The organism is Streptomyces sp. NPDC092296 (assembly GCF_044755465.1).
Classification (GTDB): Bacteria; Actinomycetota; Actinomycetes; order Streptomycetales; family Streptomycetaceae; genus Peterkaempfera.
The window spans coordinates 1-24,489 of sequence record NZ_JBIVRB010000001.1; the positions used below are offsets into that span (position 1 = coordinate 1).

The following is a 24,489-nucleotide window of genomic DNA, read 5'->3' on the forward strand; positions in this document are numbered from 1 at the left end:
TGAGTGCCCGGGACCCCCACCCCTCCCCGTCCGCCACCCTTCCGCCCGGAGGGGGGAGGAAGGTCCGTGCGTGGTTGGTGTTGGTGGGTTGGTGCCGCTTGGTGGGGGTGGGGGAGGAAGGTCCGTGCGGGGCTGGGGTGGGTGGGTTGGTGCCGCTTGGTGGGGATGGGGGAGGAAGGGTCCGTGCGTGGCTGGGGTGGGTGGGTCGCTACCGCTTGGGGAGGGTGGGGAAGGAAGGGTCCGGGCGGGGCTGAGGCCAAGTGGGGCAGGGGTCGGGTGGGTTGGGGCCGGGGGTTGGGGTCGGTGGGGGGATGGGTCAGGCCGGGTGGGGGGTGAGGGCGCGGCGGGTGGCGAGGGGCATGCCGGTCCAGCAGGAGCCGTGTTGGCGGGCGTGGTAGCGGCGGAGCCAGAGTTCGGTGGCGAGCAGGTCGGCCAGGCCGTCGAGGGGGACCGGGGCGGTGCCGTCGGTGGCGTGGCGGACGGCTTGGCGGACGGCGGGGAGGTCGATGAGGCCCAGGTCGGCCAGGAGGGGGGCGTGGAGGAGTTCGGTGAGGCCGTCGGCGGCCTGGCGCAGGCCGGTGCGGGTGGCGGCGGCGCGGTCGGGGCGGGGTCCGGCGCCCCAGTCGGCGGGCAGGTCCGCGATGCCGGCGCCGGCGAGGACGGCCCGGAGCAGGGTCTGCCGAGCGCCGGGTTGGACGCGGAGGCCGTCCGGGACCAGCCGGCAGGCCCGGATCACCTGGTTGTCCAGGAAGGGGGCGTGCAGCCGCTGGCCGTGCTGCTCGGCCACCTGGACCAGGGTGCGGTACGCGGCGGCGTGCCGGTGCAGGGCGAGGCGGGCGCGGCGCTCACCGGGCCGCTCGGCGGGTACCGGCCCCCGGGCGGCGAGCCGGAGGCGTACCGCGATGCCGGAGAGCGCGCCGTCGGAGAGCCAGCGGGCCGCAGGACCGGTGACGCACCAGGCCAGCGCGGCGGTGGAGGCGCTGCCCGGACTGGTGGCGGCGCCCGGCCCCCGGCGGGCGATGAGGCGTACGGCGGCGTCCTCCAGGGCTTCGGCGTAGGAGGCGCGGGCCAGGCGGCGGGCGGCGCGGAAGACCGAGACGGGGGTGGCGAGGGCGCCGGTGAGCGGCCCTTCGGCGGCGCTGTCAGCGCGGGCGAGGGCGGCGACCGGCCGGATCAGGTCGCGGCGGCGGTGGTCGCGGACCAGGTCGGCCAGCCGGGCGGGGTGCCCGTCCAGGGCCTGGCGGGCGCCGTAGCCGGTGAGGTGGTCGCTGCCGCCCGCCGCCAGTCGGGCGCGTACGGCGGGGGCCTCGACCAGCGCCGGGCCGGGTTCGTCGGTGAGCGGCCCGGCCAGCGGGTCGTCCGCGAGGTCGGCGTACGGGAGGGCGGCGGCGGTGGCCGGGACCACGGCGTGGTGCAGGCGCGGTACGGCGCCGGCCAGGCTGCGGGCGCGGGCCAGCGCGGGGACGGGTGCGGCCGGGGCGTCCGCGAAGGTGACGGCGGTGAGCGGCACGGGTGCCGGGCCGGGCGCCGGGGGCCGCGCCCAGGAGCCCTTCACCGCCCCGCTGCGCGGGCTCGGTTCGGCCGCGCCGTGGTCCGCGAGGAGGCCGCCCCAGCCGGCGGCCGGGGCGCCGAGGTCGGCGGTGCGGAAGGCGGTGGGGGTGCGCAGGTCGGGGGCCGGGCGGCTCGGTGGGGCGGTGGCGGCCGGGGTGGCCGCCGCGAGCAGGGCCAGGGTGGTGGAGGCGGTGCCGCCGGAGAGGTCGGCGCCGATCCTGGGCCGCTGCGTGGTGCCGGTCGGCCGGGGCGCGGCGGTGCGGATGCGGCAGCGTACGGCTTCCAGCAGGGAGCGGGTGAGTTCGCGGACGGCGGGGGCCTCGGCCAGTTGGACCGGGCCGCCGGCGCTGGGTGCCGGGGCGTCGTACGAGGTGCTCTGGGCGCGCCCGGAGCGGATGGAGAGCGAGTGGGCCGGCGGCACCCGGTGGACGTGCAGGTACGGGGTGCTGGTGCCGGTGGCCTCGGGGGCCTCCGGGCAGGCCAGCCGGGCGGCGAGGTGCCCGGCGTCCAGGCCGGCGCCGATCAGGTCGGCCAGCGGCAGCGCGGCGGTGGCGTAGGCGGTGCCGCCGCACCAGGGGGTGTGGAAGGCGGGCAGTGCCCCGGCGAGGTCGGTGAGCAGCACCGTACGGGTGCCCAGGTGCAGTACGGCGGTGTAGCTGCCCGGCCAGGCGGTGAGGTGGCGCAGCGCGCCGCCCCGGGCGGCGGCCAGGCCGGAGCGCAGTTCGGCGTCGGAGGCACCGCAGCGGCCGACCACGGCGAGCCGGGCGGGGGGTGCGGCGCGGCGGGCGGTGGGGACGGTGTGCGGTGCGGGGGGTGCGTCGGGGTCCTGGGGGATGTCGGGGAAGCCGGTGGCGGTCTCGGCGGCGGCGCCGGGCCGCAGGGTGACCAGCCGGATCTCCTCGGGCCGCCAGTCGCCGACCGCCCAGAGCGGGTCGGGACCGGGCCAGAGCAGGCGGGCGGCGATGGGGCGTACGGTGCGCAGCGGGTCGGGACCGGGTTCGTACGCGCCGGCGCCCGGCACGGCGCCGCTCCATCCCGCCAACCACCGCATCGCGCCTCCACCGGACCTGGACGGCGGCGGGGCGGGGTGCGCCCGTGGCCGTCGGGCACAATCGTGCCAGTTGTCCTGCGGTCGGGCGGCGGTGTCGGTGGGGCTTGTCCGGCCGTTGTGGCGAGCATATGGTGACGTTTCATCACGAAGTCGGGCAGCGGGTCCGGGCCGCCCCCTCCTGGGCCCGGACCGGCTGGAAACACACAGCCCGGGAGGGCGTCCGCACGCCCTCCCGAGCCGGTCCGCCACCCGCGGGGAATGAGGCGGCGGTATCCCCCGGCCCACCGGGTCCTCGGACGGCGGGCCGACCCACACCGTCCAGAGAAGCGCTGCCCCACCGGCCTGGACAGGTCGCACAGGGCGGCGCACGTCCGCACGCCACCGGAGCACGAACGGGTGTCGGCGCCGGGCGCGGCGCCGCCCGGGACGGGGCGTTCGGCGGCCGTCCGCGCCCGCGCCGGGCGGTCGCGGAGGCACACAATCCCGCCATCCGGAATCCCAGCTCTTAACCGTCGGGATGCACCGAACTACTCTGGGTGTGCCAAGGCTGTCGGGCCGCAGCGCCGAGGGGGTGGCAGGGTTGACGATCAACAGCCCGCGGGGACCGAACGAGAAACTCGGCACACTGCTGTCGCTGGCCGGGATCAGCAACGCCGGACTGGCGCGGCGGGTCAACGACCTGGGCGCGCAGCGGGGTCTGACGCTCCGTTACGACAAGACGTCGGTGGCCCGCTGGGTCACCAAGGGCATGGTGCCGCAGGGTCCCGTGCCGCATCTGATCGCCAGCGCGATCGGCGGCAAGCTCGGCCGCCCGGTGCCGCTGGAGGAGATCGGGCTGGGCGACACCGATCCGGCGCCGGAGGTGGGCCTGGCCTTTCCGCGTGAGGTGCCGGAGGCGGTGCGGACCGCCACCGACCTGTGGAAGGTGGACCTGGAGAACCGCCGGGCCCCCGGTGGCGGGCGGTGGAGCGACAGCCTGGCGGGCACCTTCTCGGTGGCCGCGTACGCCACCCCGGCGTCCCGGTGGCTGATCACGCCCGCCGACGCGTCGGTGGCCCGCGACGCGGCGGCGCTGGCCGCGGCGGGCTCGCCGCCGGACCACGGGCGGCGCAGCAGCGTGCTGGCGGCCGCCTCGCCGGCCGAGCTGTCGTCGTACCGGGTGGGCCACGCGGACGCGGCCAAGCTGCGGGAGGCGGCGCAGGAGGCCCGCCGCTGGGACTCCAAGTACGGCGGCGGCGATTGGCGGTCGTCCATGGTGCCGGACTGCCTGCGGGTGGAGGCGGCGCCGCTGCTGCTGGCGTCGTACAGCGACGAGGTGGGCCGGGCGCTGTTCGGCGCGACGGCGGAGCTGACCCGGCTGGCGGGCTGGATGGCGTTCGACACCGGGCAGCACGAGGCGGCGCAGCGGTACTACATCCAGGCGCTGCGGCTGGCACGGGCGGCGGCGGACGTGCCGCTGGGCGGGTATGTGCTGGCCTCGATGAGCCTCCAGGCGACCTACCGGGGCTTCGCGGACGAGGGGGTGGATCTGGCGCAGGCCGCGCTGGAGCGCAACCGGGGGCTGGCGACGGCCCGGACCACCAGCTTCTTCCACCTGGTGGAGGCGCGGGCGCACGCGCGGGCGGGCAGTGCGGGTCCGTGCGCGGCGGCGCTGGCGGCGGCGGAGTCCTGGCTGGAGCGTGCGCGGGCCGGTGACGCGGACCCGGCGTGGATCGACTTCTACTCGTACGACCGGCTGGCGGCGGACGCGGCGGAGTGCTTCCGGGATCTCGGGGTGCCGGCGAAGGTGCGGCAGTTCACCCAGGAGGCGCTGGCCCGGCCGACGGAGGGGTTCGTGCGGTCGCACGGGCTGCGGCTGGTGGTGTCGGCGATGGCCGAGACGCAGGCGGGCGAGTTGGACGCGGCGGTCGCCGCCGGGGCCCGCGCGGTGGACGTGGCCGGGCGGATCTCCTCGCAGCGGACCAGGGAGTATGTGCTGGAGATGCTGCGGCGGCTGGAGCCGTTCCGGGGTGAGCAGGCAGTGCGGGAGCTGACGGAGCGGGCCAAACTGGTGCTGGCGGCGCCGGCGTAGTCCCCGCGCGCCGGGGTGCGCGCCCCTGCGCTGCGCCCTCTCGACCGCCCCCGTGCTCCATGGCACGATCGCGGGGGCGCGGTGGCGGCGGAAGGGGTGCGGGCCTCGTGGCGTACGACTACGACGTACTGGTGGTCGGCGGCGGGATCATCGGGCTGTCCACGGCGTACGCGCTGGTGCGGGCGCGCCCGGGGCTGGCCGTCGGGGTGCTGGAGAAGGAGGACTTCCTCGCCTCGCACCAGACCGGCCGCAACAGCGGGGTGATCCACAGCGGCATCTACTACCGGCCGGGCTCGCTCAAGGCGCGGTTCGCGGTGGCCGGTGCGGCGGAGCTGGTGGAGTTCTGCCGGGTGCACGACGTCGCGTACGAGATCACCGGGAAGCTGATCGTCGCGGTGGGCCGCGAGGAGCTGCCGAGGCTGCACGCGCTGGCGCAGCGCGGCCGGGAGAACGGCATCCCGGTGCGGGAGCTGGGCGCGGCGCAGATCACCGAGTACGAGCCGCATGTGTCGGGGGTGGCCGGGCTGCACGTCGGCTCCACCGGCATCTGCGACTACCCGATGGTGGCGCGGGTGCTGGCCGCGCTGGCCGAGCGGGAGGGCGCCCGGCTGCACCCGGCGACCGAGGCGCGCGCGGTGTCGCACCGGGCGGACGGGGTGGTGGTGCAGACGCCGCGCGGTGAGCTGCGGGCGGCGGTGCTGGTGAACTGCGCGGGCCTGCACAGCGACCGGATCGCCCGGCTGGCCGGGGACGACCCGGGGGTGCGGGTGGTGCCGTTCCGCGGTGAGTACTACGAGCTGGTGGCGGGGCGCCGGGGGCTGGTGCGCGGGCTGGTGTATCCGGTGCCGGACCCGGCGTTCCCGTTCCTGGGGGTGCATCTGACCCGGGGTGTGCACGGTGACGTCCATGTGGGCCCCAACGCGGTGCCGGCGCTGGCCCGGGAGGGCTACGACTGGCGTACGGTGCGGCTGCGCGACCTGGCCGGCACGGTCGCCTTCCCCGGGACGTGGCGGATCGCCCGCCGGCACTGGCGGTACGAGGTCGGGGAGCTGCACCGGTCGCTGTCCAAGCGGGCCTTCACCGCCGCCGTACGGCGGATGCTGCCGGAGGTGACGGCGGACGACCTGGTGCCGGCCGCCGCCGGGGTGCGCGCCCAGGCGGTCGCGCGGGACGGTTCGCTGCTGGACGACTTCGCCTTCGCCGGCTTCGACCCGGACGCGCGGGCCGCCGTACCGTCCCGGCTGGTGCATGTGCTCAACGCGCCCTCCCCCGCCGCGACGGCGTCGCTGCCGATCGGCCGGGAGGTGGCGCGCCGGGCGCTGGCGGCGCTGGACGTGGCCACCGGGCGGGGCAGTGGTGTCGGCGGCCGCCCGTAGGCTGTGGGCCTCCCCGTAGACTTGGCCCACTGTGACTGCCTCCACCACCTCCCGCACCGATGCCGCGCGCCCGTACCCGCACGCCGCGACGCCCGAACAGCACCGGGAGCAGCGGATACGTTCGTTCCACCCCCGGCGCGGGCGGCTGAGTGGCACCCAGGGCGACGCCCTGGAGCGGCTCTGGCCCCGGTACGGGACGGCGGTCGACGGTGCGCCGCTCGACCTGGCCGAGCTGTTCGGCCGGTCCGGGCTGCCGGTGGTGCTGGAGATCGGCTTCGGGATGGGGGAGACCACGGCCGCGATGGCGGCGGCCGACCCGGTGACCGGCATCCTCGCGGTGGACGTGCACACCCCCGGGCACGCCGGGCTGCTGAGCCGGATCGAGCGCGACGGACTGGCGAACGTCCGGCTGGCCGCCGGGGACGCGGTGGTGCTGCTGCGCGACATGGTGGCGCCCGGCACGCTGGCCGGGCTGCGGGTCTTCTTCCCGGACCCGTGGCCCAAGAGCCGGCACCACAAGCGGCGGCTGATCCAGCCGGAGTTCATCGCCCTGGCGGTCTCCCGGCTCGCCCCGGGGGCGACCGTGCACTGCGCGACCGACTGGGAGCCGTACGCCGAGCAGATGCTGGCGGTGCTGTCCGGCTCGCCTGAGCTGGTCAATCTGCACCCGGAGGGCGACGGCACGGTGCTGGCGGACGGCAGCCGGCCCGGGTACGCGCCACGGCCGGCCTGGCGGCCGGTGACCAAGTTCGAGCGGCAGGGCCTGGCCAAGGGGCATGTGGTACACGATCTGCTGTTCCGGCGGCGCTGAGGCTGCTGGTGCGGTGAGGCCGGGCGCTTACGTTTGGTGCGGCTTCGGGTACGCAGGGTGTACGCAACCACTCCCGGGGGCGGGGGTCGTCCCCTAAGGTCGTGGGGTGAGCAGCCCGCAGCCGACCGGCCCGTGGCATCCCGCACGGGCCCGCCCGCCCTGTTCCGCGCCGCCGCGTTCGGGTGCGGTGGGGCCGGGTGCGGTGGGGCCGGGGTCACTGGGGCCGGGTGCGGTGGGGCCGGGGTCACTGGGGCCGGGTGCGGTGGGGCCGGGGTCGCTGGGTTCGGGGGCGGGGCGGTTCCGGGCGCGGTGGGGGTTCTTCGGTGGGACCGGCCGGTTGCGGCGGGTCCTGGTGGAGCGGCCGCCGGCGCTGCGGCTGGGGGTGACGGCGGCGGTCCTCGCGCTCTGCGGGGCGGTGATGCTGGGGATGGTCGAGCGGCAGACCGGCGCCCTCGGCTTCCTGGTCGGGCTCGGCCTGGCCGTACTGCCGCTGCCGCTGGTGCTGGGCGCGCTGGCCTGGCTGGACCGGGTGGCGCCGCAGACCCCCCGTGACCTGGTGTTCTGCTTCGCCTGGGGCGCGTGTGCGGCCACCCTGGTCGCCATCGTGGCCAACAGCTGGACGGCCGACCTGCTGGTCTCGCACCAGGGCCCGCGCGGCGAGACCATCGGGTCGGCCGTGGTGGCGCCGATGGTGGAGGAGACCTGCAAGGGCGCGGCGGTGCTGCTGCTCTTCGCCTTCCGCCGCCGCGGCCACCCCGGTCTCACCCGGGGCATCGTGCTGGCCGGCTTCACGGCCTGCGGCTTCGCCTTCACCGAGAACGTCCTCTACCTGGGCCGCTCGTACACCGAGGACCGGGCGATCGGCGACGGCTTCGACAGCACCATCTGCACCTTCGTCCTGCGCGGCATGCTGTCGCCGTTCGCGCACCCGTTCTTCACCGCCGTGATCGGGATCGGCTTCGCGCTGGCGGCGGTGGCGCGCGGCCGGCTGCTGCGGGTGGCCGCACCGGTCGGCGGCTGGCTGGCGGCGGTACTGCTGCACGGCCTGTGGAACGGCGCGGCCTCGCTGGGTACCGGCGGCTTCCTGCTGGTGTACGGGGTCTGCATGGTGCCCGCGTTCGGCGGGCTGGTCGGCCTGGCGGTGTGGTCGCGCGGCGACGAGCTCAGGGCGGTCGGGACCAGGCTGCCGATGTACGTCTGGGCGGGCTGGCTGGGGCCCGCCGAGCCGATGGTGCTGGGCACGATACGGCTGCGCAGCCGGGCCCGGCTGCGGGCTCGGGCGCTGTACGGTCCGGCGGGCGGGCGGCTGATGGGTGAGTACATCGCCCTGGCCACCGCGCTGGCACTGCTGCGCCGCCGGGCGGAGCGGGGTGCGGCCCCGGTCGCCGAGTTCACCGCACGCGAACGGGAACTGCTGTACCGCCTCTGGGAACGCCGCCGCTGGGCCGCCCCCGTACTCGCCCTGGTCGCCCTTCCCCACCCCCGCGGCGAGCCGCCCCGCTCCCCGATGACCCGTCACCCCCCTTGCCCGCACGTCCCGCCCGGCCGATCCCACCCGTCGGATAGGCCAGGTGACCCGTTGTGAGCACCGTATGTCGCACTCCGGTTGCGGGGCGTGACCAACCGTGAAATCCGTGGAGCCAAGGATCTCCCTCCGAAAGGCTCCGCCATGCGCAACAGACGGTTCGCCGCCGTAATCACCGGTGCCCTGCTGGCCGGTTCGCTGACCGCCGGGGCGGGTGTCGCCCTCGCGACCGCCGACCGCGACACCGTGCCCGTACCTGCCCCGGTCGCGCCCACCCCCGGCGCCGAGGCCCCGGCCGCCCCGGGCACTCCGGCAGACCCCGCCGACCCGGTCGGCCCGGCCACCTCGTCCAAGTTCGACCCGGCCGTGACGGTCGATGCGCTGGGTACGCTCGGCGACGTCACCCGTGGCGTCCGCGACCTGGTCGGCGCCGCGCGGAACGGCGCCGGGATCGACGACGTCCGGCAGAGCGCGAGCGCCCTGGGCAGCGCGGCGGCGGAGCTGCTGGCCCGGACGGCCGGCCCGGCGGGCCGGGGCGGCCCGTCCGCCGCCCACCGCGACACGGACGGCTCGGACGCCCCCCGCGCCACGACGATCGAGGACGCGCTGTCCGCGCTCCGGCAGGACGTGCAGGCCCTGCTCGCAGCGGTCCGGGCCAGTGACGCGGACGGCGTCCCGGCGGCAATCGAGGCCATCGCCAGGGACACCGTCGACCTGGTACGGACCGTCGTCCTGTCACTCGACACCCCCCGCCCGGCCGACATCCCGGCCGCCTGACGCCCACCCCTCCCCCGAAGGGGCCGCACCCACCCACCCGCGGCCCCTTCGGCATCCACCACGCCGGAGATGAACCGGTGCGGGTGACTTGTACGGGCTCGGTATGGGCAAGGTTGAGACAGCGGTGGGGGTGATGAGGTTGGATTTGTCCTGAGAGCCCGCCGACGCCGTGCGCGCCGCCACTTCGACCTGGAGCAGTGTGAACCGCCGCGACTTCCTCACCGGGACCGGCCATGCCGACCCCGCGTCCTCCGCTGCGGCGGGTCGCGGTCGGCGGGGGCCGGATGACCGGATGCCGCTGCCCGGCCGGGAGCGGCGGGTGTACCGCACCGCCCTCACGACCGCCGGGAGTGCCGTATGAGCCACCGCACTGGCCTGATCCTCGACTTCGACGGGGTGCTGACCACCAGCGTCGCCGCCGGGGTGGCCGCGTACGAGCGCCGTGAGGGCCTGCGGAAGGGGGCGTTCTCGGCGGTGATCACTCGGGACCCGGAGGGCGCGGCCCTGTATCGCGAGCTGGAGCGCGGGGCGATCAGCCAGCGGGAGTGGAACGAGCGCACCGCCGCGATCCTCGGGGTCGGGCCGGCGAATCTGTGCGGCCGGGTGCTGGCCGATCTGGCGCCGGAGCCGTCGGTCATCGCGGCGGTGCAGGCGGCCCGGCTGGCCGGGGTGAAGGTGGGGATCTTCGCCAATGGCATCGGTACGGAGCCGTTCGACCCGTACGAGGGCTATGACTTCAACCGGTTGTACGACGCGGTGCTGATCTCCGAGCACTACGGGATGCGCAAGCCCGACCCGGCGCTCTACCGGATCATGCTGGACCTGATGGACCTGCCCGGCGAGTGCTGCGTCTTCGTCGACGACACCGCGCACCACCTGCCGCCGGCGGCGGAGTTGGGCGTCGCCACCGTGCACGCGACCGATCCCGCCGGGACGATCGCGCAGCTGGAGGCCCTGCTCGGCGTCCCGCTCGGCGTGGAGGTCTAGGCCGGTCCGCAGGCCGTCAGGCGTCGTGCAGGGCCTTGTCGGCCGGGCCGGTGACGAACCGGGTGAACCGCACCTTCAGGCCGTCGCGCTCGGGGGAGCAGCAGAACGGGCCGGCCGAGGCCACGGCGTCCGGGGCCAGCGGGGCGAGCCGGACCATCCGCCAGGGGCCCTGGTCGCAGCGCGCCCGGACGGTGATCGCGTCACCGGCGCGGCTGACCCGGACGGTGACCTGGCGGTCGGCCCACTCGGGCACCGGGGAGAGCGACCAGTCCGACTGGCCCCGGGTGACCACGGCGCCCAGGTGCGGCACCCCGTCGGTCAGCTCGATCCCGGCCTTGATCCAGGTCTGCTCGTCCACCCGGACCATGACTCCGGCCTGGTCGTAGAGGCTGTCGAAGGCCGCCGGAAAGGTCACTTCGACGGCGGACCCGGCGGGCAGCCCGGTCAGCAGCGCATGCCCGTCGTCCCGTACGAATCCGTAGCTGGTGGTGCGCCAGAAGTCGCTCCGGCCCCGGGCGGTCACCAGCAGGCCGTCGGCGTCCGGCTCGGCGGCCGGCGGCGGGTTGAGCCAGGTCGCGTCCGCCCAGTCAACCACGTGGTACTCGTCCACCCGCTCCGCCTCCCCCTCGTCGAGCCGCGTCCGGCCCGTTGTCAGTGCCGGTGCCTACCGTAGTTCCTGTCGAAGTGATCCGACCGCCCGAGGGGGGGCTGTTTCCGCATGTCCGCAGCCGCAGGTACCGCGTCCGTGTCCGTGTCCGAAGCCGGGGGGACGACCTATCTGGAGCTGTCCGAGGAGGGCAGCGGTGCCCACAAGTTCTACGAGGTGCGGGTCGCGGGCACCGAGGTGTCGATCCGGTACGGCCGGATCGGTGAGCCGGGGCAGGTGCGCACGGCGAGCTACCCGAGCACCGAGAAGGCGGCCGCGGCCGCCGCCCGCAAGATCGGGGAGAAGGTCCGCAAGGGGTACGCTCCGGCGGTCCAGGGGGTGCGGCAGGCCCGGCCGGTCACCCGGCGGCAGATCACCAGCACCAGGTCGACGGCGCGTCAGGCTCCGGTGCTGTGGCGGTTCGACTCCGGGGCGGCGGCGTTCGGCATCTTCGTCGGCGAGGAGCACGCCTGGGTCGGCAATGAGCGCGGAGACGTCTACACCCTCACCCACGACGGCCGGGTCACCGGGCGCTTCGGCCTGCCGGACGGGGTGAAGTGCATCGTCGCGGACGACTTCTGGATATACGCCGGCTGCGACGACGGCCGGGTCTACGACCTGAGCGGCAAGATCCCGCACGTGGCGTACGAGATCGCCGGCGACGTGGATATCTACTGGCTCGACATCGACGACGGGGTGCTGGGCGTCTCGGACCGCCGGGGCGGCATCACCACCGTGGACCACGAGGACGAGTACCAGTGGTCCCGGCGCAGCGGCGGCAGCTCCGGCTGGATGGTGCGCTGCTCCGGGGAGAGCGTCTTCCACGGCCACTCCAGCGGCGTCACCTCGTACGCGGCCCGCAGCGGCGATCCGCTGTGGCACACCGCCACCGAGGGGCCGGTGCTGTTCGGCTGGCAGGAGCCGGGGGAGGTGTTCGCCGGTACCGGGCGGGGCTGGGTCTACCGGCTGGCCAAGGCCGACGGCACGGTGCGCTCGCGGTACCGCTGCGACGCGGCGGTGTTCTCCTGCGCCACCTCGCCGGACGGGCGGTATGTCTTCGCGGGCGACAACCACTCCTCGGTGTACTGCTTCGCCGCCGACGGCACCCGGCTGTGGAAGCTGGGCACCGGCTGCGGCTCGGCGTACTCGATGCAGTACCGCGACGAGCGGCTGTACATCGTCACCACGGACGGTTCGCTGGCCTGCATCGACGCCGGCGAGGCGGCCGTGCGGGACGCCGAGCAGGGCCGGCTGCCCCAGCGGGACGACATCAAGGCGTCGCACTGGGCGGCGGTGGCGCCGTCCACCGAGCTGGAGAGCGTCAGCGAGGCGTCGGTGCGGTCGGCGGGCGGTGCGGGGGGCGTGATCGTGGAGTGCGTGCAGGACGGGGGCCGACTGCGGGTGCGGGTGGTGTCGCCCGGGTACGACCCGGCGATGCGGGTGCAGTTCCCCAAGGACATCCGGGTGCCCGGGGCCCGCTATCTGGTCGCGGAGGTGCGGTCGTCGGCGGCCGGGGGCTTCTACCGGGCCCGGGGCGACATCAAGCGGTTGCGCTGACGCATGGCCGTACGTGAGCTCATTCGCAGATTTTTGCGGGTCCTGTCACATCTCTTGCGTGACTCAGCATGTCCATTGCATGCTCTTGCCGCTGACAACCAGTCACCTGCCACGGACCGGTGGTCCCGGTGTCGGGCGCTGAGCGGAGGAGTCACATGGGAGTCTCACGCCGGTCGTTCATCGCCTCGGTGGCGGCGGGGTCGGCCCTCGGTGCCTGGTCGCTCACCGAGCCCGCCCGCGCGGCGGTGCCCGCCGCCGGTGCCGTCGCGGCTCCCGCCGCCAGTGCCGCCGGTGACGTCGTCGGGAAGATCACCGTGGGCTACCAGGGCTGGTTCGCCTGTACCGGCGACGGGGCGCCCATCAACGGCTGGTGGCACTGGAGCCAGGACTGGTCGAAGGCCCCCTCACCGGCCACCAACGCCATCAAGGCCTGGCCGGACATGGCCGAGTACACCCATGGCTATCCGACCGCGTTCGGCAACCTCGGCGACGGCAGGCCGGCGACGCTGTTCTCCTCCTACGACCAGCAGACGGTGGACACCCACTTCCGCTGGATGCAGCAGAACGGCTGCGACACCGCCGCCCTCCAGCGGTTCAACCCGACCGGCGGCGAGGGCCCCACCCGGGACGGCATGGCGGTGAAGGTGCGCAGCGCGGCCGAGGCGTACGGCCGGAAGTTCTACATCATGTACGACGTCAGCGGCTGGACGAACATGCAGTCGGAGATCAAGGCGGACTGGACCGCCAAGATGGCCGCGCTGACCGCGTCGTCCGCATACGCCAGGCAGGGCGGCAAGCCGGTGGTGGGCATCTGGGGCTTCGGCTTCAACGACGCCAACCACGGCTGGAGTCCGAGCGTCTGCCTGGACGTGGTGAACTGGTTCAAGGGCCAGGGCTGCTATGTCATGGGCGGCGTGCCGACCTACTGGCGGACCGGGGTGAGTGACTCCCGGGCGGGCTACCTCGACGTCTACCACGCCTTCGACATGCTCTCGCCGTGGATGGTGGGGCGGATCGGCAACGCGGCCGACTCGGACCGCTTCTACAACGACTGCAACGTCCCGGACCAGGCCGACTGCAACGCCCACGGGATCGACTACCAGCCCTGCGTGCTGCCGGGCGACGTCTCGGCACGCCAGCGGGCGCACGGCGACTTCATGTGGCGGCAGTTCTACAACATGGTGCGGGTGGGCGCCCAGGGCATCTACATCTCCATGTTCGACGAGTACAACGAGGGCAACCAGATCGCCAAGACGGCCGCCACGGCGGCGGCGGTGCCGACCGGTTCCGGGCTGCTGGCGCTGGACGAGGACGGCACGGCCTGCTCGTCCGACTACTACCTGCGCCTCACCGCCGACGGCGGCCGGATGCTCAAGGGGCAGCTGGCCCTGACCGCCGTCCGCCCGACGCCCCCGGTGGCCGGGTCGGGCGGCGACAACCAGCCGCCCAGCACCCCGGCCGGGCTCCAGGCCACCGGCCACACCGGCACCACCGTGACGCTGAGCTGGAGCGCCGCCACGGACAACGTCGGGGTCACCGCGTACCGGGTGTACCGGGTCACCGGTTCCAGCCGGACGGAGCTGGGCAGCACCGGCGCCACCACCTTCACCGTCACCGGGCTGACCCCGGCCACCGCCTACACCTTCTGCGTCACCGCGCAGGACGCGGCCGGCAACGCCTCCGGCGCCTCCAACACGGTGACCGTGACCACCGACGCCGCGAGCACTACGAACCTCGCCGCCCACCGGGCCACCTCGGAGAGCAGCCACACCCAGGACTACGGCAGCGGCAACGCCGTCGACGAGAACACCGACAGCTACTGGGAGAGCGCCAACAACGCCTTCCCGCAGTGGCTCCAGGTCGACCTCGGCGCCCGGAGCAGCGTCGGGCGGGTCGTGCTCACCCTGCCGCCGGCCGCCGCCTGGGGCACCAGGACACAGACCCTCTCCGTGCTCGGCAGCACCGACGGTTCGCAGTTCAGCACCGTGGTCGGCTCGGCCGGCTACACCTTCGCTCCCGCCACCGGCAACACCGTCACCCTCACCTTCCCGACGGCGGCCAGCGTCCGCTATCTGCGGCTCTCCTTCACCGGCAACACGGGGTGGCCGGCCGCCCAGGTGTCCGAGTTCCGGGTCTACTCCTCCTGAACTCGGCGCGCTGCCCGTGCGGTGGGAGTGGTCCGGGCGGTGAGAGGGGTCGAGGTGGCGGGGGCGGGAGGCCGGGGGTGGTCCGGCTACGGCTCCCCCTCCCACCTCGGCCCCTCCCGCGCTGCCCGGCCCGTTGCCCCCCGCCCCCTTGACCCAGCCGACATCAGCCGCAAGCCTGGACATACGTGCCTTTTCTCCCACCCGCCGATCGAGGCGGGACCGGGCCCGGTCCCCGCGTGCGGGCGGGATTCACGGTGGCCGCAGGCTGCGGCCAGGGAGGTCCCCGCATGAGCTGGTTCAACTACCTCTACTACGCACTCATGGTGCTCGCCTTCCTGATCTGCCTGGGCAGGGCGGCCATGGACCGCCGGGAGCCGGCCCGCGCGCTCGGCTGGCTGGTCGCGTCCCCGTTCGTCGCGCTGCTGGCCCCGGTCGGCATCCTGGCCGCCGCCATCGCCGCCGTCATCTGGGTGGTCTTCACCGCCATCTCCCGGGCGATGCCGAGGGAGCACCGGCACGGCCGCGCCCTGAGCACCGTACGACTGCCATAACCGCAGGTGAGAGACGTCACAGCGCCGCATGCAGCGCTGCTCCGCAGCGGGCCGCGATCCCCGGGACCAGCTTGTCACCGGGGATCGCGCCGCGCGAGGATGGTCGCTGGACAGTGGCCTGCTTGCAGCCAGGAACCCGCCGACGGGGAGGAACACCGTGCTCGACGCGCTCATCGCGCTTGGGCTCTCCGAGCTTGACGGGCAGGTCTACTCGGCACTGGTCGTGGCACCCAAGGCGACCGTCGAGGAACTCTCCGAGGCGTGCGGCGTGCCCGTCCAGCACTGCTGCAAGTCGCTGACCCGGCTGACCCAGCAGGGCATGGCCACCCGGACGTCCACCGACCGCGACCGCTATCTCGCCGTCGCCCCGGAGGCGGCCCTGGGCACCCTGATCGCCCACCGCGAGGCCGAGCTGCACACCGCGCGGACGGAGATGCAGCGGCTGATGGACCTCTTCCGGGAGGCGTCGCAGTTCACCGACCCGGCCCGCTCCGTGGAGGTGCTCACCGGCGGCGAGGCCATCGTGCAGCGGCTGGAGCACCTCACCGGGGCCAGCCAGCACGAGGTGCGGGGCTTCGACTGCCCGCCGTACATCCAGGAGCTGGGCGCCAACCTGCCCAGGCAGCGTCAGCAGCTCAAGTCGGGGGTGCGGTTCCGCACCGTCTTCGACCGGGACGCGCTGGCCTGGCCGGGGCGCCTGGAGAACGAGATCCTGGTCAGCGTCCAGGACGGCGAGGAGGCCCGGGTCCGGCCCGCGCTCCCGATGAAGATGATCATCTCGGACGACCGGATGGCGATCATACCGATCAGCTTCGGTGACCGGGTGCTGGACGCCGCCTATGTGATCCACCCGTCGACGCTGCTCCAGGCCCTGAACGCCCTCTTCGAGGCCGAGTGGGCGCGGGCGGTGCCGCTCCAGGCGGCGATCGGCACCGTCCAGGAGAGCAGCGAGCCCGACGCCGACCACCGCAAACTGCTGCCGCTGCTGGCCGCCGGGCTCACCGACGAGTCGATCGCCCGCTCGCTCGGCTGGAGCGCCCGGACCACCCAGCGCCGCCTCCAGACCCTGATGCGGGAGCTGGGCGCCGGCACCCGCTTCCAGGCCGGCATGGCGGCCCGGGAGCGCGGCTGGATCTGACCGCGCCGCACCCGGCCGGGGGTGGTGCGGGATTCTCCGCTGCGCTGAATTCGCGGGCGGCGCAAAGCGGTTGGCGGGGCGTCGGCAGGCCGTAGCGTCGACGTATGGAACTGCTGCGGATCACCCCGACCGTCCACCAGTTGCCGCTGCCGGTCGGGCATGTGCACCTCGTACGGCTGCCGGACGGCTTCGCGGTGGTCGACACCGGCTTCCCGGGTTCGGCCCCGGCGATCCTGGCCGCGCTGGCGCGGCTCGGCGGCCGGCCGCAGCAACTGCGGCAGATCGTGCTGACCCACTCGCACCTGGACCACATGGGCTCGGCCGCCGACCTGGTGGCGGCCACCGGCGCCCGGGTGCTGGCCGGGGCGCTGGACGCACCGGTGATCAGCGCCGCCGCCCCGGAGCCCGAGCCGGTGTACACCCCGGCGGAGCGCGCCCTGCACCAGCAGGTCATGGCGGGCTTCGCGGACGCGGACACCCCACCGCTCCGGCACCTCACGGTGGATGTGGAGCTGCACGACGGCGACACCCTGGACGGCTGGGGCGAGCCCGTCCACGTCCTGCATGTGCCCGGCCACACCCCCGGCGGCATCGCGCTGCACCTCCCGACCGGCGGGGGCGTGCTGTTCCCGGGCGACCTCATCGCCACCGCCGAGCACCGCGCGATCCTCGGCCCGATCAACGTGGACCGCGCTGCGGCCATCGCCTCCTTCCGACGGCTGGCCGCGCTGGAGCCGGACACCCTGTGCGTCCCGCACGGCGACCCGATCCTCCGGGGCGCGGGCCCGGTCCTCCGCGCGGCCACCCCCGAGCAGGACTGGCTCTGAGCCCGGGGCCCGCAGCCGGGGGGCCGGACGTCACGGGGTCGGCTGCCTGACGCCGACCCAGGTGGCGACGCGTTCGACGGCGGCCATGGCGCCGAAGGCGAGCAGCCGGACCAGTTCGGCGTCGGGCCGGTGGTGGGGGGTGCGCCAAGCGGCGATGTCGGCATCGGTGACCCGGTACGGGGCGAGGGCGGCCAGCAGGGCGAGCCGGGCCGCCGGTCGGTCGGCGGCGGGCAGCGCGGCGAGCGGGGCGTCCAGCCAGCCGGACGCCATGGGCTGCGGCCCGCCGTCCCAGCGGGCGACCGTGTCGAGCACCGCCGTACGGGCCGGGTCGGTGAGCAGGTCGCCGCCGGTGGCCGCGACCGCCCGCAGTGCGGCGAAGGCCGGGCCGACCGGGGAGTCCCCGGCCCAGGACGGGGGCGGGGCGGCCGGGAGGCCGGCCAGCAGCGGCAGGCTCTCGCCGGGGCGCGAGCGGCGCCGGGCGTTGCCGCCGGCCACCCGCCCGGCCACCCGGCGGACCAGCGCCGAGCCCTGGAGGCCGCCGGGCAGCAGTTCCTCGGTCAGCAGCGAGGAGACCATCCGGTTGATGAAGTGGGTGACCAGTACGGTGCCCAGGTACTCGGGCGCCTCGGCGGCCGGGAACGGCGGCGCGGCCGACCCCGTGGCGGCGGTGGCGGCCGTGGCGGCGGTGGCGGTGCCGGTGGCCCAGGCGACCAGCGCGGCGTGCCCGGGGTCGGCCGGGGTGCCGCCGCTGCGTACGGTCTCGGCGGAGGCGTGGGCGCCGGTGGCGTGCACCAGCAGGGTGTGCGCGTCCACGCAGAAGGGGCACTCGTTGCCGCTGGAGACGACGGCGGCGACCAGTTCCCGGCCCGCCCGGGAGGCGTCTCCGGCCACCTGCGCCTCGCGCAGCAGCGCCCAGGCGGCGGTGAGCAGGTCCGGGGCGGGCGACAGGGCCATCAGCGGCCCGTCGCCGAGCAGGAAGTCGGCGGACATCTGGGCGTAGACGGCGGCGACCGGTCCGGTGGCGGCCTTCTTCCGGACGGGTGCGGTGTACCGGTAGAGCGCGGGCATGGCTGACCCCCTCGAATGGTATTGCAACTGGGAGTTGCAATATTCTGAGCGTGCCACGCCACCCGATCCAACGCAACCAGGAGTTGCAATGCAGTCCGACCGCCCGACCCGCGCAGCCGCCTCCGCAGCCTCCCGGCCGGTGGGGCGCGGCCCGAAGGTACGGGCCGCCGTCCTCGCCGCGACGCTCACCGAGCTGGCCGAGACGGGGTACGCCGCGCTGACCGTCGACAACGTCGCCCAGCGGGCCGGGGTCCACAAGACCACCGTCTACCGGCGCTGGCAGGACCGCGAGACCCTGGTGGTCGCCGCACTGACCGAGCACATCGCGGCGGACATCCCGATCCCCGACACCGGTGCGGTGGAGACCGACCTCCGGCTGCTCGCCCGGGGACTCATCGGCTGGGCCACCAGCCCGTCCGGCCGGGCCGTGCTCTCGGTGATGCTCTCCGACGCGATCCGCCTGCCGGAGGTCGCCGAGGCCCGGCGGCACATCTTCGAGGACCGCGTCCGGCGGGCCGCGCCGGTGATCGTCCGCGCCGTCGAGCGGGGCGAGCTCCCGGGCGGCACCGACCCCGCCGAGGTGGTCCGGACGCTCGCCGCCCCCGTCTACTTCCAGCTGCTGATCACCGGCGAACCGCTCGACGAGGCCGCCGCCGACCGGGCGGCCCGGATCGCCCTGGCCGCCGCCCGCGCGACCCCCTGACCCCGGCCGACCAGTGACCAGGCAACCGGGCGGGCCTCAGGCGGCGACGCCCAGCAGGCCGTCCAGCCCGATCAGCCGCAGTACGCCGGCGGGCTGCTCCTGCACCCCCAGCAGCACCGGCGCCGCACCGCCGCCCACCGTCTGCCTGCGGCGCAGCTCGACCAGGAAGTGCAGCCCGGCGGAGTCCATGAACGGCACCCCGCGCAGATCCACCCGCAGCGGCCCGCCCGCCTGCGGCAGCCGGGCCGGCAGGCCGTCCAGCAGGCCGTCCAACAGCGGCCGGGTGTCGTGGTCGATCTCCCCGACCAGGGTGAGCACCGTGCATCCGGCCCGGTGGTCGAGCGTGGCGGTGAGGGTCTGACGCACGTGCACCGGCCCCTTCGCGGGTCGAAGGCCCGGCGGCACGCGGCACGGACCCGGGTCGGGCCCCCGACGAGGGCCTGTACCGATCCACCGTGCCATCGCCGCCCGGGTTCCCGCCAGCGGTGTGGGCCGCCCGGCGCGTGAACATCCCGTGCCGAAAAGCACACGGCCGGTGCGGCACTCGCGCGGCGGCGGCACGGCTCCGGGGACCGGACTACGGTACGGGGATGGACGACGCACAGGCTCTCGAACTCATCCCGCGCACCCGCACCGACGACCTGCTCACCTGGTGCGCCACGGACGGGCGCGAGGTGGCCGAGCGGCCGCTGCGCATCGTGCTCACCCTGCTGGAGCTGACCGGCTGCCGACTGCGCGACGGCTGGCCGGAGGTGTCCGCCAAGGAGCTGGACCAGCTGCTGTACGAGCTGCTGCCGCTGACCGCCGACGCGGAGGGCGACGGACACCAGGCGTACCTGGACGCGCTGGCCGCCGTCCTCGACCACCAGCGGGCCGCCAAGCGCCTCAACGCCAAGCGGCACGCCCGGCTGCGCGAGGAACTGGAAGCGCTCGGTGCCGGGTTCCCGCTGGTCATGCGGCTGCCGGGCCGGCTGACCTGGCCCCGGCTGTATGCGATGCTGCTGCACGCCGACGGCGTGGACACCACCGACGCGGGCGCCGTACGGGCCTGGCTGGACGCCTTCCGGCAGCGCGGCGAGGACGGCCGGGCGGCGGCCTGGGCCGGGCTGCCGCAGCTGGTGGTGGCCGAGGAGGAGCACGGCCGCCCGCAGGCCTGGGACCGCACCCGGCTGATCACCCTCGGCATGTCCACCGAGAACGCCCGGCTGCTGCTCGGCAACCGGCTGCTGGAGCGGGTGTACCGCTCGCTCTCCGCCCTGGTCGCCGCCGGGCAGAGCCTGCCGCCGGAGCTCGGCCATGACGTGGAGCGCTACGGGGAGCTGGTCGCGGACGAGGCGGTGCGGCTGCTGGGCGAGTGGACGGTGCCGGGGCTGCCCGCGCTGCTCCGCGCCGACTACGCCGACCTGGCCCCCGAGCCGGGCCAGGCCGAGCTGGACGGGTACCTGACCGCCGCCGACCGGGCCTGAGCCGGGCCCGACCCGGCCGGGCGCGGCGGCCCGGACCGGGGTCAGGCGCTCTGCTTGGCCCTGTCCTCGCCCAGCTGCCGGGTGGTGTTGGCCCCGTCCAGCGCCTCCCGGATCAGGTCGGCGTGCCCGCAGTGGTGCGCCGTCTCCCGGAGCAGGTGCAGCAGGATGCGGCGAGCGGACCAGTACTGCCGCTCCGGCGGGCTCCACGGGAACTCGGGGAGCGGGATCTGCTGGTCCAGGTCGGGCAGCGTCGCGACGGCCGCCTCGGTCTCCCGGGCCGCCGCCGCGTAGTCGTCGATCAGACCGGCCAGGGTCTGGTCCTCCGCCATGCGGTGTTGGTCCCCGTTCAGCATCCCGTCGGGCAGGCTGCCGTCCTGGCGCGTCATCACATGCATCCAGGCCCGCTCGCAGTGGGCGACATGGCGCAGCAGGCCGCCAAGGGTCAGCTCGCTCACGGTGGTGCGGCGCGCCGCCTCCGCGTCACCGATCCCCCGGACGGTGACCAGCAGGGTGTTCCGCTGCTCCGCCAGCATCCGGAGCAGCTCGTCGCGCTCCCCGGCCGGGGCGGGCGGGGTCTGGGTGCCGGGGGTCTGGGTGCCGGGGGTCTGGTCGCTGGTCATGCGTTGGTCCTTTCCGCTGTCCGTTGGGATCACCATAGGAGGCAATGCGGTCAGGATCGGTCCGCAATAGGTCCGCGAGCGGAACGGGGAGCGGAACGGGATTCGAGACGGCTCCGGCCGGTGGGCGCGGGGCCCGGAGCGGACGTTCTAGGGTCGGTGCGGAAGCAGATGTCGCACGGCGCGTGAGCGCGGACAGGGAGGCGCACGATGGCGAGGATTCCGACGGCGGCGGTGGCGGCGGCCGGGCTGGTCGGCGGCTACGGCGTGGCGCGGTGGACCAGGAAGCGGCCGCTGGGCGGGGTCGCGCTGGCCGCGGCGGGGGCGGTGGCGGCCCGGCAGTGGCAGCGGCAGACCGGTACGGCGGGCGCGGCGGCGCTCACCGGCCTCTATGCGGCGGCGTTCGCCGGTTCGCACCCGCTGGCCAAGAAGGTGGGCGCCTGGCCCTCGGTCTTCGCGGTGTCCGGCGCGATGGCGCTGGCCTCCTACGTGGTGGCGGACCGGCGCGGCTGACCGGGCCGTCCGATGGGCAGGCCGACGGCCCCGGCGTCGGGGGGATGATCGCCGGGGCCGTCGGCGGCCGGGGGCTGCCGGAGCTTCGGAACCGCTGCCGGCTCAGGGGGTGAGGTCGTGCGACTGGAGCCACAGCTTGGGGTCGATCGGCGCGCCGCCGCCCGGCCGGACCTCCAGGTGCAGATGCGGCCCGGTGACATTGCCGGTGGCGCCGGACCGGGCGATGACGTCGCCGGCCCGCACCGCGCCGGACCCCTGGCCGATCGAGGACAGGTGGCAGTACCAGATCTCGGTGCCGTCGTGCAGCCGCTCGATGACCCGGTACCCGTAGGCGCCGGACCAGCCCGCCGAGGTGACCGTGCCCGCGCCCAGCGCCTTGACGGCGGTGCCGGTCGGGACGGCGAAGTCCAGGCCGGTGTGCAGGTGGGACCAGTAGGAGCCGGCCTGCCCGAAGCCCGCCGTGAGGGTGTATCCGGAGACCGGCAGCACCAGGTCACCGAGGAGCGCGCGCTCGGCCTCGCGGGCGGCGCGCTCCGCCGCCGCCTTCTGCTGCCGGGCCTCCTCGGCCCGCTGGGCGGCGGCCTCCTTGGCGGCGGCCTCGCGGGCGGCCTGCTCCTGGACGGCGCGCTTGGCCTCGGCCTCGCGGGCGGCCTGCACCCGGGCGGTCTCCTCGGCGGCGGTGCGCTGGCTGTCGGCCTGCGCCTGGATACGGGCGGCCAGGGCCACGCCGGGGTCGGTGGCCTCGGCGAACGCCGTGCTCCGCGCGTCGTCGGCCTGCTCGGCGGTGGCGGTGGCGGCGTACGAGGTGAAGCCGGTCGTCCCCAGGGTGGCGGCCATCGCGGCGACGCCTATCACCGCGGAGGAGCCGATGCCGCCGCTGCGCTGCCTGGGCATCCGGTGGCGGCCGCGGTCCGGCTCGCCGCCGAAGCCGTCGGCCTGCGCGGGGATCTCGGGCCAGGGCTGCCCGGTCGGCCCGGTCGGCCCGGTCGCCCCGGAGAGTGTGGTGAGCGGCAGGGTCGAGGGCATGCCCTCGGAACGGTACGTCGACGCCACGGCAGGCGCACTCCTTTCCTTCCCTCACGCCTACCGGGTTAGCTGACGGGTTCGGAGCAGGAAGGTCTCCTACGGCTGCGGGGGCCTGCGGCCGTACCCGGGCGAGCGTCTGGTAACGCTCCGTCAGGGTGCGAACAGGTCCGCCGCCGCCGATTCACCCCAAGGAACGGTGGTTCCCCGGCTCCCGGACGCCGCCGTAACGGCGCCTCCAGGATTAGGCGTTGGCGCACGGTGCCGTCGTGGTACGGCGTTTGCGACCGCGCTGCGTTATCAAACGTTAATCCCAGGCCGCCGCAATTCCAAGCCACTTGGGAAATGCAGACGGTCACATGAACGACGGAAGGGGTGATTTGTCGCGGTTGATGGGAAGCGCGGCACCGCTCCCCTCCCCAGGGTCAGGAGCCGGTCACCGTACGTCAGGTTCGGCCCGGTGCGGCGGCTCCGGACGCCGCCGGGTCCTCCGCCGTGAGCGGCATCGCGATGCTCTCCAGTCCGCGCCGCTCCGCCTTCACGCCCAGGAACAGCTCCACCACCCCGGCCGCGATCATCAGCGCCGCGCCGATGGCGAAGGCCACTGCGGTGTCGGTCGGCTTTCCGGTGCTCACCAGGTCGGCGAAGAGCAGCGGCCCGGAGATACCGCCGACCGCCGTGCCGACCGCGTAGAAGAACGCGATGGCCATCGCCCGGGTCTCCATCGGGAAGACCTCACTCACCGTGAGGTACGCCGAGCTGGCCCCCGCCGACGCGAAGAACAGCACCACCGTCCAGCAGAACGTCATGGTGAGCGCGGAGAGCACGCCGTGCTGGAACAGCAGCGCGGTGCCCAGCAGCAGCACCCCGGAGAGGATGTACGTGCCGGAGATCATCGGTTTGCGGCCCACCGAGTCGAAGAATCCGCCGAGCAGCAGCGGCCCCAGGAAGTTGCCGACGCAGATGATCACGAAGTAGTAGCCGGTGTGGCCGTTGGGCACGTCGAAGAAGGTGTTCAGGATGGTGGCATACCCGAAGGTCACCGCGTTGTAGAGGAACGCCTGGCCGATGAAGAGCGCAAGGCCGAGCACGGTGCGGCCCGGGTAGAGCTTGATCACGGTGTGTGCGATGGTGATGAAGCCGATGCTGCGGCGCTGCCGGATGGTGATCGACTCGTCCGGTTCCGCCAGCGCCTGGTGCGTCTCCGCCTCGACGATCCGCTCGGCCTCCGCGACCACCTCCTCCGCCTCCCGGTCGCGGCCGTGGATGAACAGCCAGCGCGGGCTCTCCGGCACATGGCGCCGCACCAGCAGGATCACCAGCCCGAGCACCACGCCCAGGGCGAAGGCGACCCGCCAGCCGACGTTCACGGCCAGCAGCGAGGTGTTCAGCAGCGGCACCGAGATCAGCGCGCCGGCGCCCGCGCCGATCCAGAAGCTGCCGTTGATCACGATGTCGATCCGGCCCCGGTGGCGGCTCGGGATCAGCTCGTCGATGGCGGAGTTGATCGCCGCGTACTCGCCGCCGATCCCGAAGCCGGTGAAGAAGCGGCAGAGGAAGAAGAACCAGGCCGTCCAGGAGACGGCGGTCAGCGCGGTCGCCGCCAGATAGAGGCAGAGGGTCAGCATGAACAGCTTCTTGCGGCCGTAGCGGTCGGTCAGCCACCCGAAGAAGAGCGCCCCGCTGCACGCCCCCGCCACGTACAGCGCGGCGGCCAGCCCGGAGACCTGGGCGGCACTGACGGCCAGGCCGCTGCCGGACTCGGAGAGTCGGCCGGCGATATTGCCGACGATGGTGACTTCCAGCCCGTCCAGAATCCAGACGGTGCCCAGGCCGATGATGATCCGCCAGTGCCAGCCGGACCACGGCAGCCGGTCCAGCCGGGCGGGGACCTTGGTACGGATGGTGCCGGTCTGCACGCCGCCACCGCGCCCGCCGCCACCGCCGCCCCCGGCCGGCGGCCCGTCCTCCGACGCACCCGCCCCGGTGTCCCTGCCTGCCGTGGAACTCATGCCCGGCCCTCCGCGATCGGCCCCCGGCCACCGGCCGCGCCGGTGGCCGCCGCTGTGGCCCGCACAGCTGCG

At 74.8% G+C, this 24,489-nt stretch carries 21 protein-coding genes and 1 riboswitch; of the genes, 14 read left to right on the plus strand and 7 right to left on the minus strand.

Annotation, left to right across the window (positions count from 1 at the left end; all coding sequences use genetic code 11):
* Positions 1 to 316: 316 nt before the first annotated feature.
* Positions 317 to 2,572, minus strand: a complete 2,256-nt coding sequence (locus ACIQGZ_RS00005) for an asparagine synthase-related protein (RefSeq protein WP_402598253.1) — start codon at positions 2,570 to 2,572, stop codon at positions 317 to 319.
* A 610-nt stretch (positions 2,573 to 3,182) separates the two neighbouring features.
* Between ACIQGZ_RS00005 and ACIQGZ_RS00010 the strand changes: the two genes are divergently transcribed.
* The 6 genes from ACIQGZ_RS00010 to ACIQGZ_RS00035 all read left to right on the plus strand — a co-directional run bounded on the left by ACIQGZ_RS00010 (position 3,183) and on the right by ACIQGZ_RS00035 (position 10,149).
* Positions 3,183 to 4,673, plus strand: a complete 1,491-nt coding sequence (locus ACIQGZ_RS00010) for an MFS transporter (RefSeq protein WP_402598254.1) — start codon at positions 3,183 to 3,185, stop codon at positions 4,671 to 4,673.
* A gap of 59 nt (positions 4,674 to 4,732) precedes the next feature.
* Positions 4,733 to 6,049 carry an L-2-hydroxyglutarate oxidase gene (lhgO, locus tag ACIQGZ_RS00015; protein ID WP_402598255.1) on the plus strand — a complete coding sequence of 439 codons (1,317 nt, stop codon included), beginning with the start codon at positions 4,733 to 4,735 and terminating at the stop codon, positions 6,047 to 6,049.
* Between the two features lie 31 nt (positions 6,050 to 6,080).
* Entirely contained in the window at positions 6,081 to 6,860 is a 780-nt protein-coding gene (trmB, locus tag ACIQGZ_RS00020) for a tRNA (guanosine(46)-N7)-methyltransferase TrmB (protein ID WP_402598256.1), read from the plus strand.
* Positions 6,861 to 7,197: 337 nt separating this feature from the next.
* Positions 7,198 to 8,445, plus strand: a complete 1,248-nt coding sequence (locus ACIQGZ_RS00025; protein WP_402598257.1) for a PrsW family intramembrane metalloprotease — start codon at positions 7,198 to 7,200, stop codon at positions 8,443 to 8,445.
* 84 nt (positions 8,446 to 8,529) lie between these two features.
* A complete protein-coding gene (locus tag ACIQGZ_RS00030) occupies positions 8,530 to 9,162 on the plus strand; it encodes a hypothetical protein (protein WP_402598258.1) in 633 nt (210 codons plus the stop codon).
* Positions 9,163 to 9,519: 357 nt separating this feature from the next.
* Positions 9,520 to 10,149, plus strand: coding sequence for an HAD-IA family hydrolase (locus tag ACIQGZ_RS00035; RefSeq protein ID WP_402598259.1), 630 nt, complete (start codon positions 9,520 to 9,522; stop codon positions 10,147 to 10,149).
* Between the two features lie 16 nt (positions 10,150 to 10,165).
* On the opposite strand, the gene ACIQGZ_RS00040 is transcribed toward ACIQGZ_RS00035, so the two are convergent.
* Positions 10,166 to 10,759 carry a DUF1349 domain-containing protein gene (locus ACIQGZ_RS00040; RefSeq protein WP_402598260.1) on the minus strand — a complete coding sequence of 198 codons (594 nt, stop codon included), beginning with the start codon at positions 10,757 to 10,759 and terminating at the stop codon, positions 10,166 to 10,168.
* A 108-nt stretch (positions 10,760 to 10,867) separates the two neighbouring features.
* On the opposite strand from ACIQGZ_RS00040, the gene ACIQGZ_RS00045 reads away from it, so the two are divergent.
* From ACIQGZ_RS00045 to ACIQGZ_RS00065, 5 genes are all read left to right on the plus strand, one after another.
* Complete coding sequence (locus tag ACIQGZ_RS00045) at positions 10,868 to 12,352, plus strand: WGR domain-containing protein (RefSeq protein ID WP_402598262.1); 1,485 nt, start codon at positions 10,868 to 10,870, stop codon at positions 12,350 to 12,352.
* A gap of 155 nt (positions 12,353 to 12,507) precedes the next feature.
* The gene (locus ACIQGZ_RS00050; RefSeq protein WP_402598264.1) at positions 12,508 to 14,499 is read left to right on the plus strand and encodes a discoidin domain-containing protein; all 1,992 of its coding nucleotides are present in this window, start codon (positions 12,508 to 12,510) and stop codon (positions 14,497 to 14,499) included.
* Positions 14,500 to 14,786: 287 nt separating this feature from the next.
* The gene (locus tag ACIQGZ_RS00055; protein ID WP_402598266.1) at positions 14,787 to 15,050 is read left to right on the plus strand and encodes a hypothetical protein; all 264 of its coding nucleotides are present in this window, start codon (positions 14,787 to 14,789) and stop codon (positions 15,048 to 15,050) included.
* Between the two features lie 157 nt (positions 15,051 to 15,207).
* Positions 15,208 to 16,188: a helix-turn-helix domain-containing protein gene (locus tag ACIQGZ_RS00060; RefSeq protein ID WP_402598268.1), complete on the plus strand. Its 981-nt coding sequence runs from the start codon at positions 15,208 to 15,210 to the stop codon at positions 16,186 to 16,188.
* A 104-nt stretch (positions 16,189 to 16,292) separates the two neighbouring features.
* Positions 16,293 to 17,015, plus strand: a complete 723-nt coding sequence (locus tag ACIQGZ_RS00065; RefSeq protein WP_402598269.1) for an MBL fold metallo-hydrolase — start codon at positions 16,293 to 16,295, stop codon at positions 17,013 to 17,015.
* A 30-nt stretch (positions 17,016 to 17,045) separates the two neighbouring features.
* On the opposite strand, the gene ACIQGZ_RS00070 is transcribed toward ACIQGZ_RS00065, so the two are convergent.
* Positions 17,046 to 18,083 carry a DNA-binding protein gene (locus ACIQGZ_RS00070; protein WP_402598271.1) on the minus strand — a complete coding sequence of 346 codons (1,038 nt, stop codon included), beginning with the start codon at positions 18,081 to 18,083 and terminating at the stop codon, positions 17,046 to 17,048.
* An 88-nt stretch (positions 18,084 to 18,171) separates the two neighbouring features.
* Here ACIQGZ_RS00070 and ACIQGZ_RS00075 point away from each other — a divergent pair, with 88 nt between their 5' ends.
* Positions 18,172 to 18,786, plus strand: coding sequence for a TetR/AcrR family transcriptional regulator (locus ACIQGZ_RS00075; RefSeq protein ID WP_402598272.1), 615 nt, complete (start codon positions 18,172 to 18,174; stop codon positions 18,784 to 18,786).
* A gap of 36 nt (positions 18,787 to 18,822) precedes the next feature.
* Here the strand turns inward: ACIQGZ_RS00075 and ACIQGZ_RS00080 are convergent, their stop codons facing one another.
* Positions 18,823 to 19,152 carry an STAS domain-containing protein gene (locus ACIQGZ_RS00080; protein ID WP_402598274.1) on the minus strand — a complete coding sequence of 110 codons (330 nt, stop codon included), beginning with the start codon at positions 19,150 to 19,152 and terminating at the stop codon, positions 18,823 to 18,825.
* A 224-nt stretch (positions 19,153 to 19,376) separates the two neighbouring features.
* On the opposite strand from ACIQGZ_RS00080, the gene ACIQGZ_RS00085 reads away from it, so the two are divergent.
* Positions 19,377 to 20,252 carry a hypothetical protein gene (locus ACIQGZ_RS00085; RefSeq protein WP_402598275.1) on the plus strand — a complete coding sequence of 292 codons (876 nt, stop codon included), beginning with the start codon at positions 19,377 to 19,379 and terminating at the stop codon, positions 20,250 to 20,252.
* 41 nt (positions 20,253 to 20,293) lie between these two features.
* On the opposite strand, the gene ACIQGZ_RS00090 is transcribed toward ACIQGZ_RS00085, so the two are convergent.
* Positions 20,294 to 20,872 carry a DinB family protein gene (locus tag ACIQGZ_RS00090; RefSeq protein ID WP_402598277.1) on the minus strand — a complete coding sequence of 193 codons (579 nt, stop codon included), beginning with the start codon at positions 20,870 to 20,872 and terminating at the stop codon, positions 20,294 to 20,296.
* 207 nt (positions 20,873 to 21,079) lie between these two features.
* On the opposite strand from ACIQGZ_RS00090, the gene ACIQGZ_RS00095 reads away from it, so the two are divergent.
* Positions 21,080 to 21,382 carry a hypothetical protein gene (locus ACIQGZ_RS00095; RefSeq protein ID WP_402598278.1) on the plus strand — a complete coding sequence of 101 codons (303 nt, stop codon included), beginning with the start codon at positions 21,080 to 21,082 and terminating at the stop codon, positions 21,380 to 21,382.
* Positions 21,383 to 21,484: 102 nt separating this feature from the next.
* Here ACIQGZ_RS00095 and ACIQGZ_RS00100 read toward each other — a convergent pair whose 3' ends face one another.
* The gene (locus ACIQGZ_RS00100; protein WP_402598280.1) at positions 21,485 to 22,435 is read right to left on the minus strand and encodes a M23 family metallopeptidase; all 951 of its coding nucleotides are present in this window, start codon (positions 22,433 to 22,435) and stop codon (positions 21,485 to 21,487) included.
* Positions 22,436 to 22,447: 12 nt separating this feature from the next.
* Positions 22,448 to 22,666, minus strand: a riboswitch (cyclic di-AMP (ydaO/yuaA leader).
* Between the two features lie 185 nt (positions 22,667 to 22,851).
* Positions 22,852 to 24,417: an MFS transporter gene (locus ACIQGZ_RS00105; RefSeq protein ID WP_402598281.1), complete on the minus strand. Its 1,566-nt coding sequence runs from the start codon at positions 24,415 to 24,417 to the stop codon at positions 22,852 to 22,854.
* Positions 24,418 to 24,489: the final 72 nt, after the last annotated feature.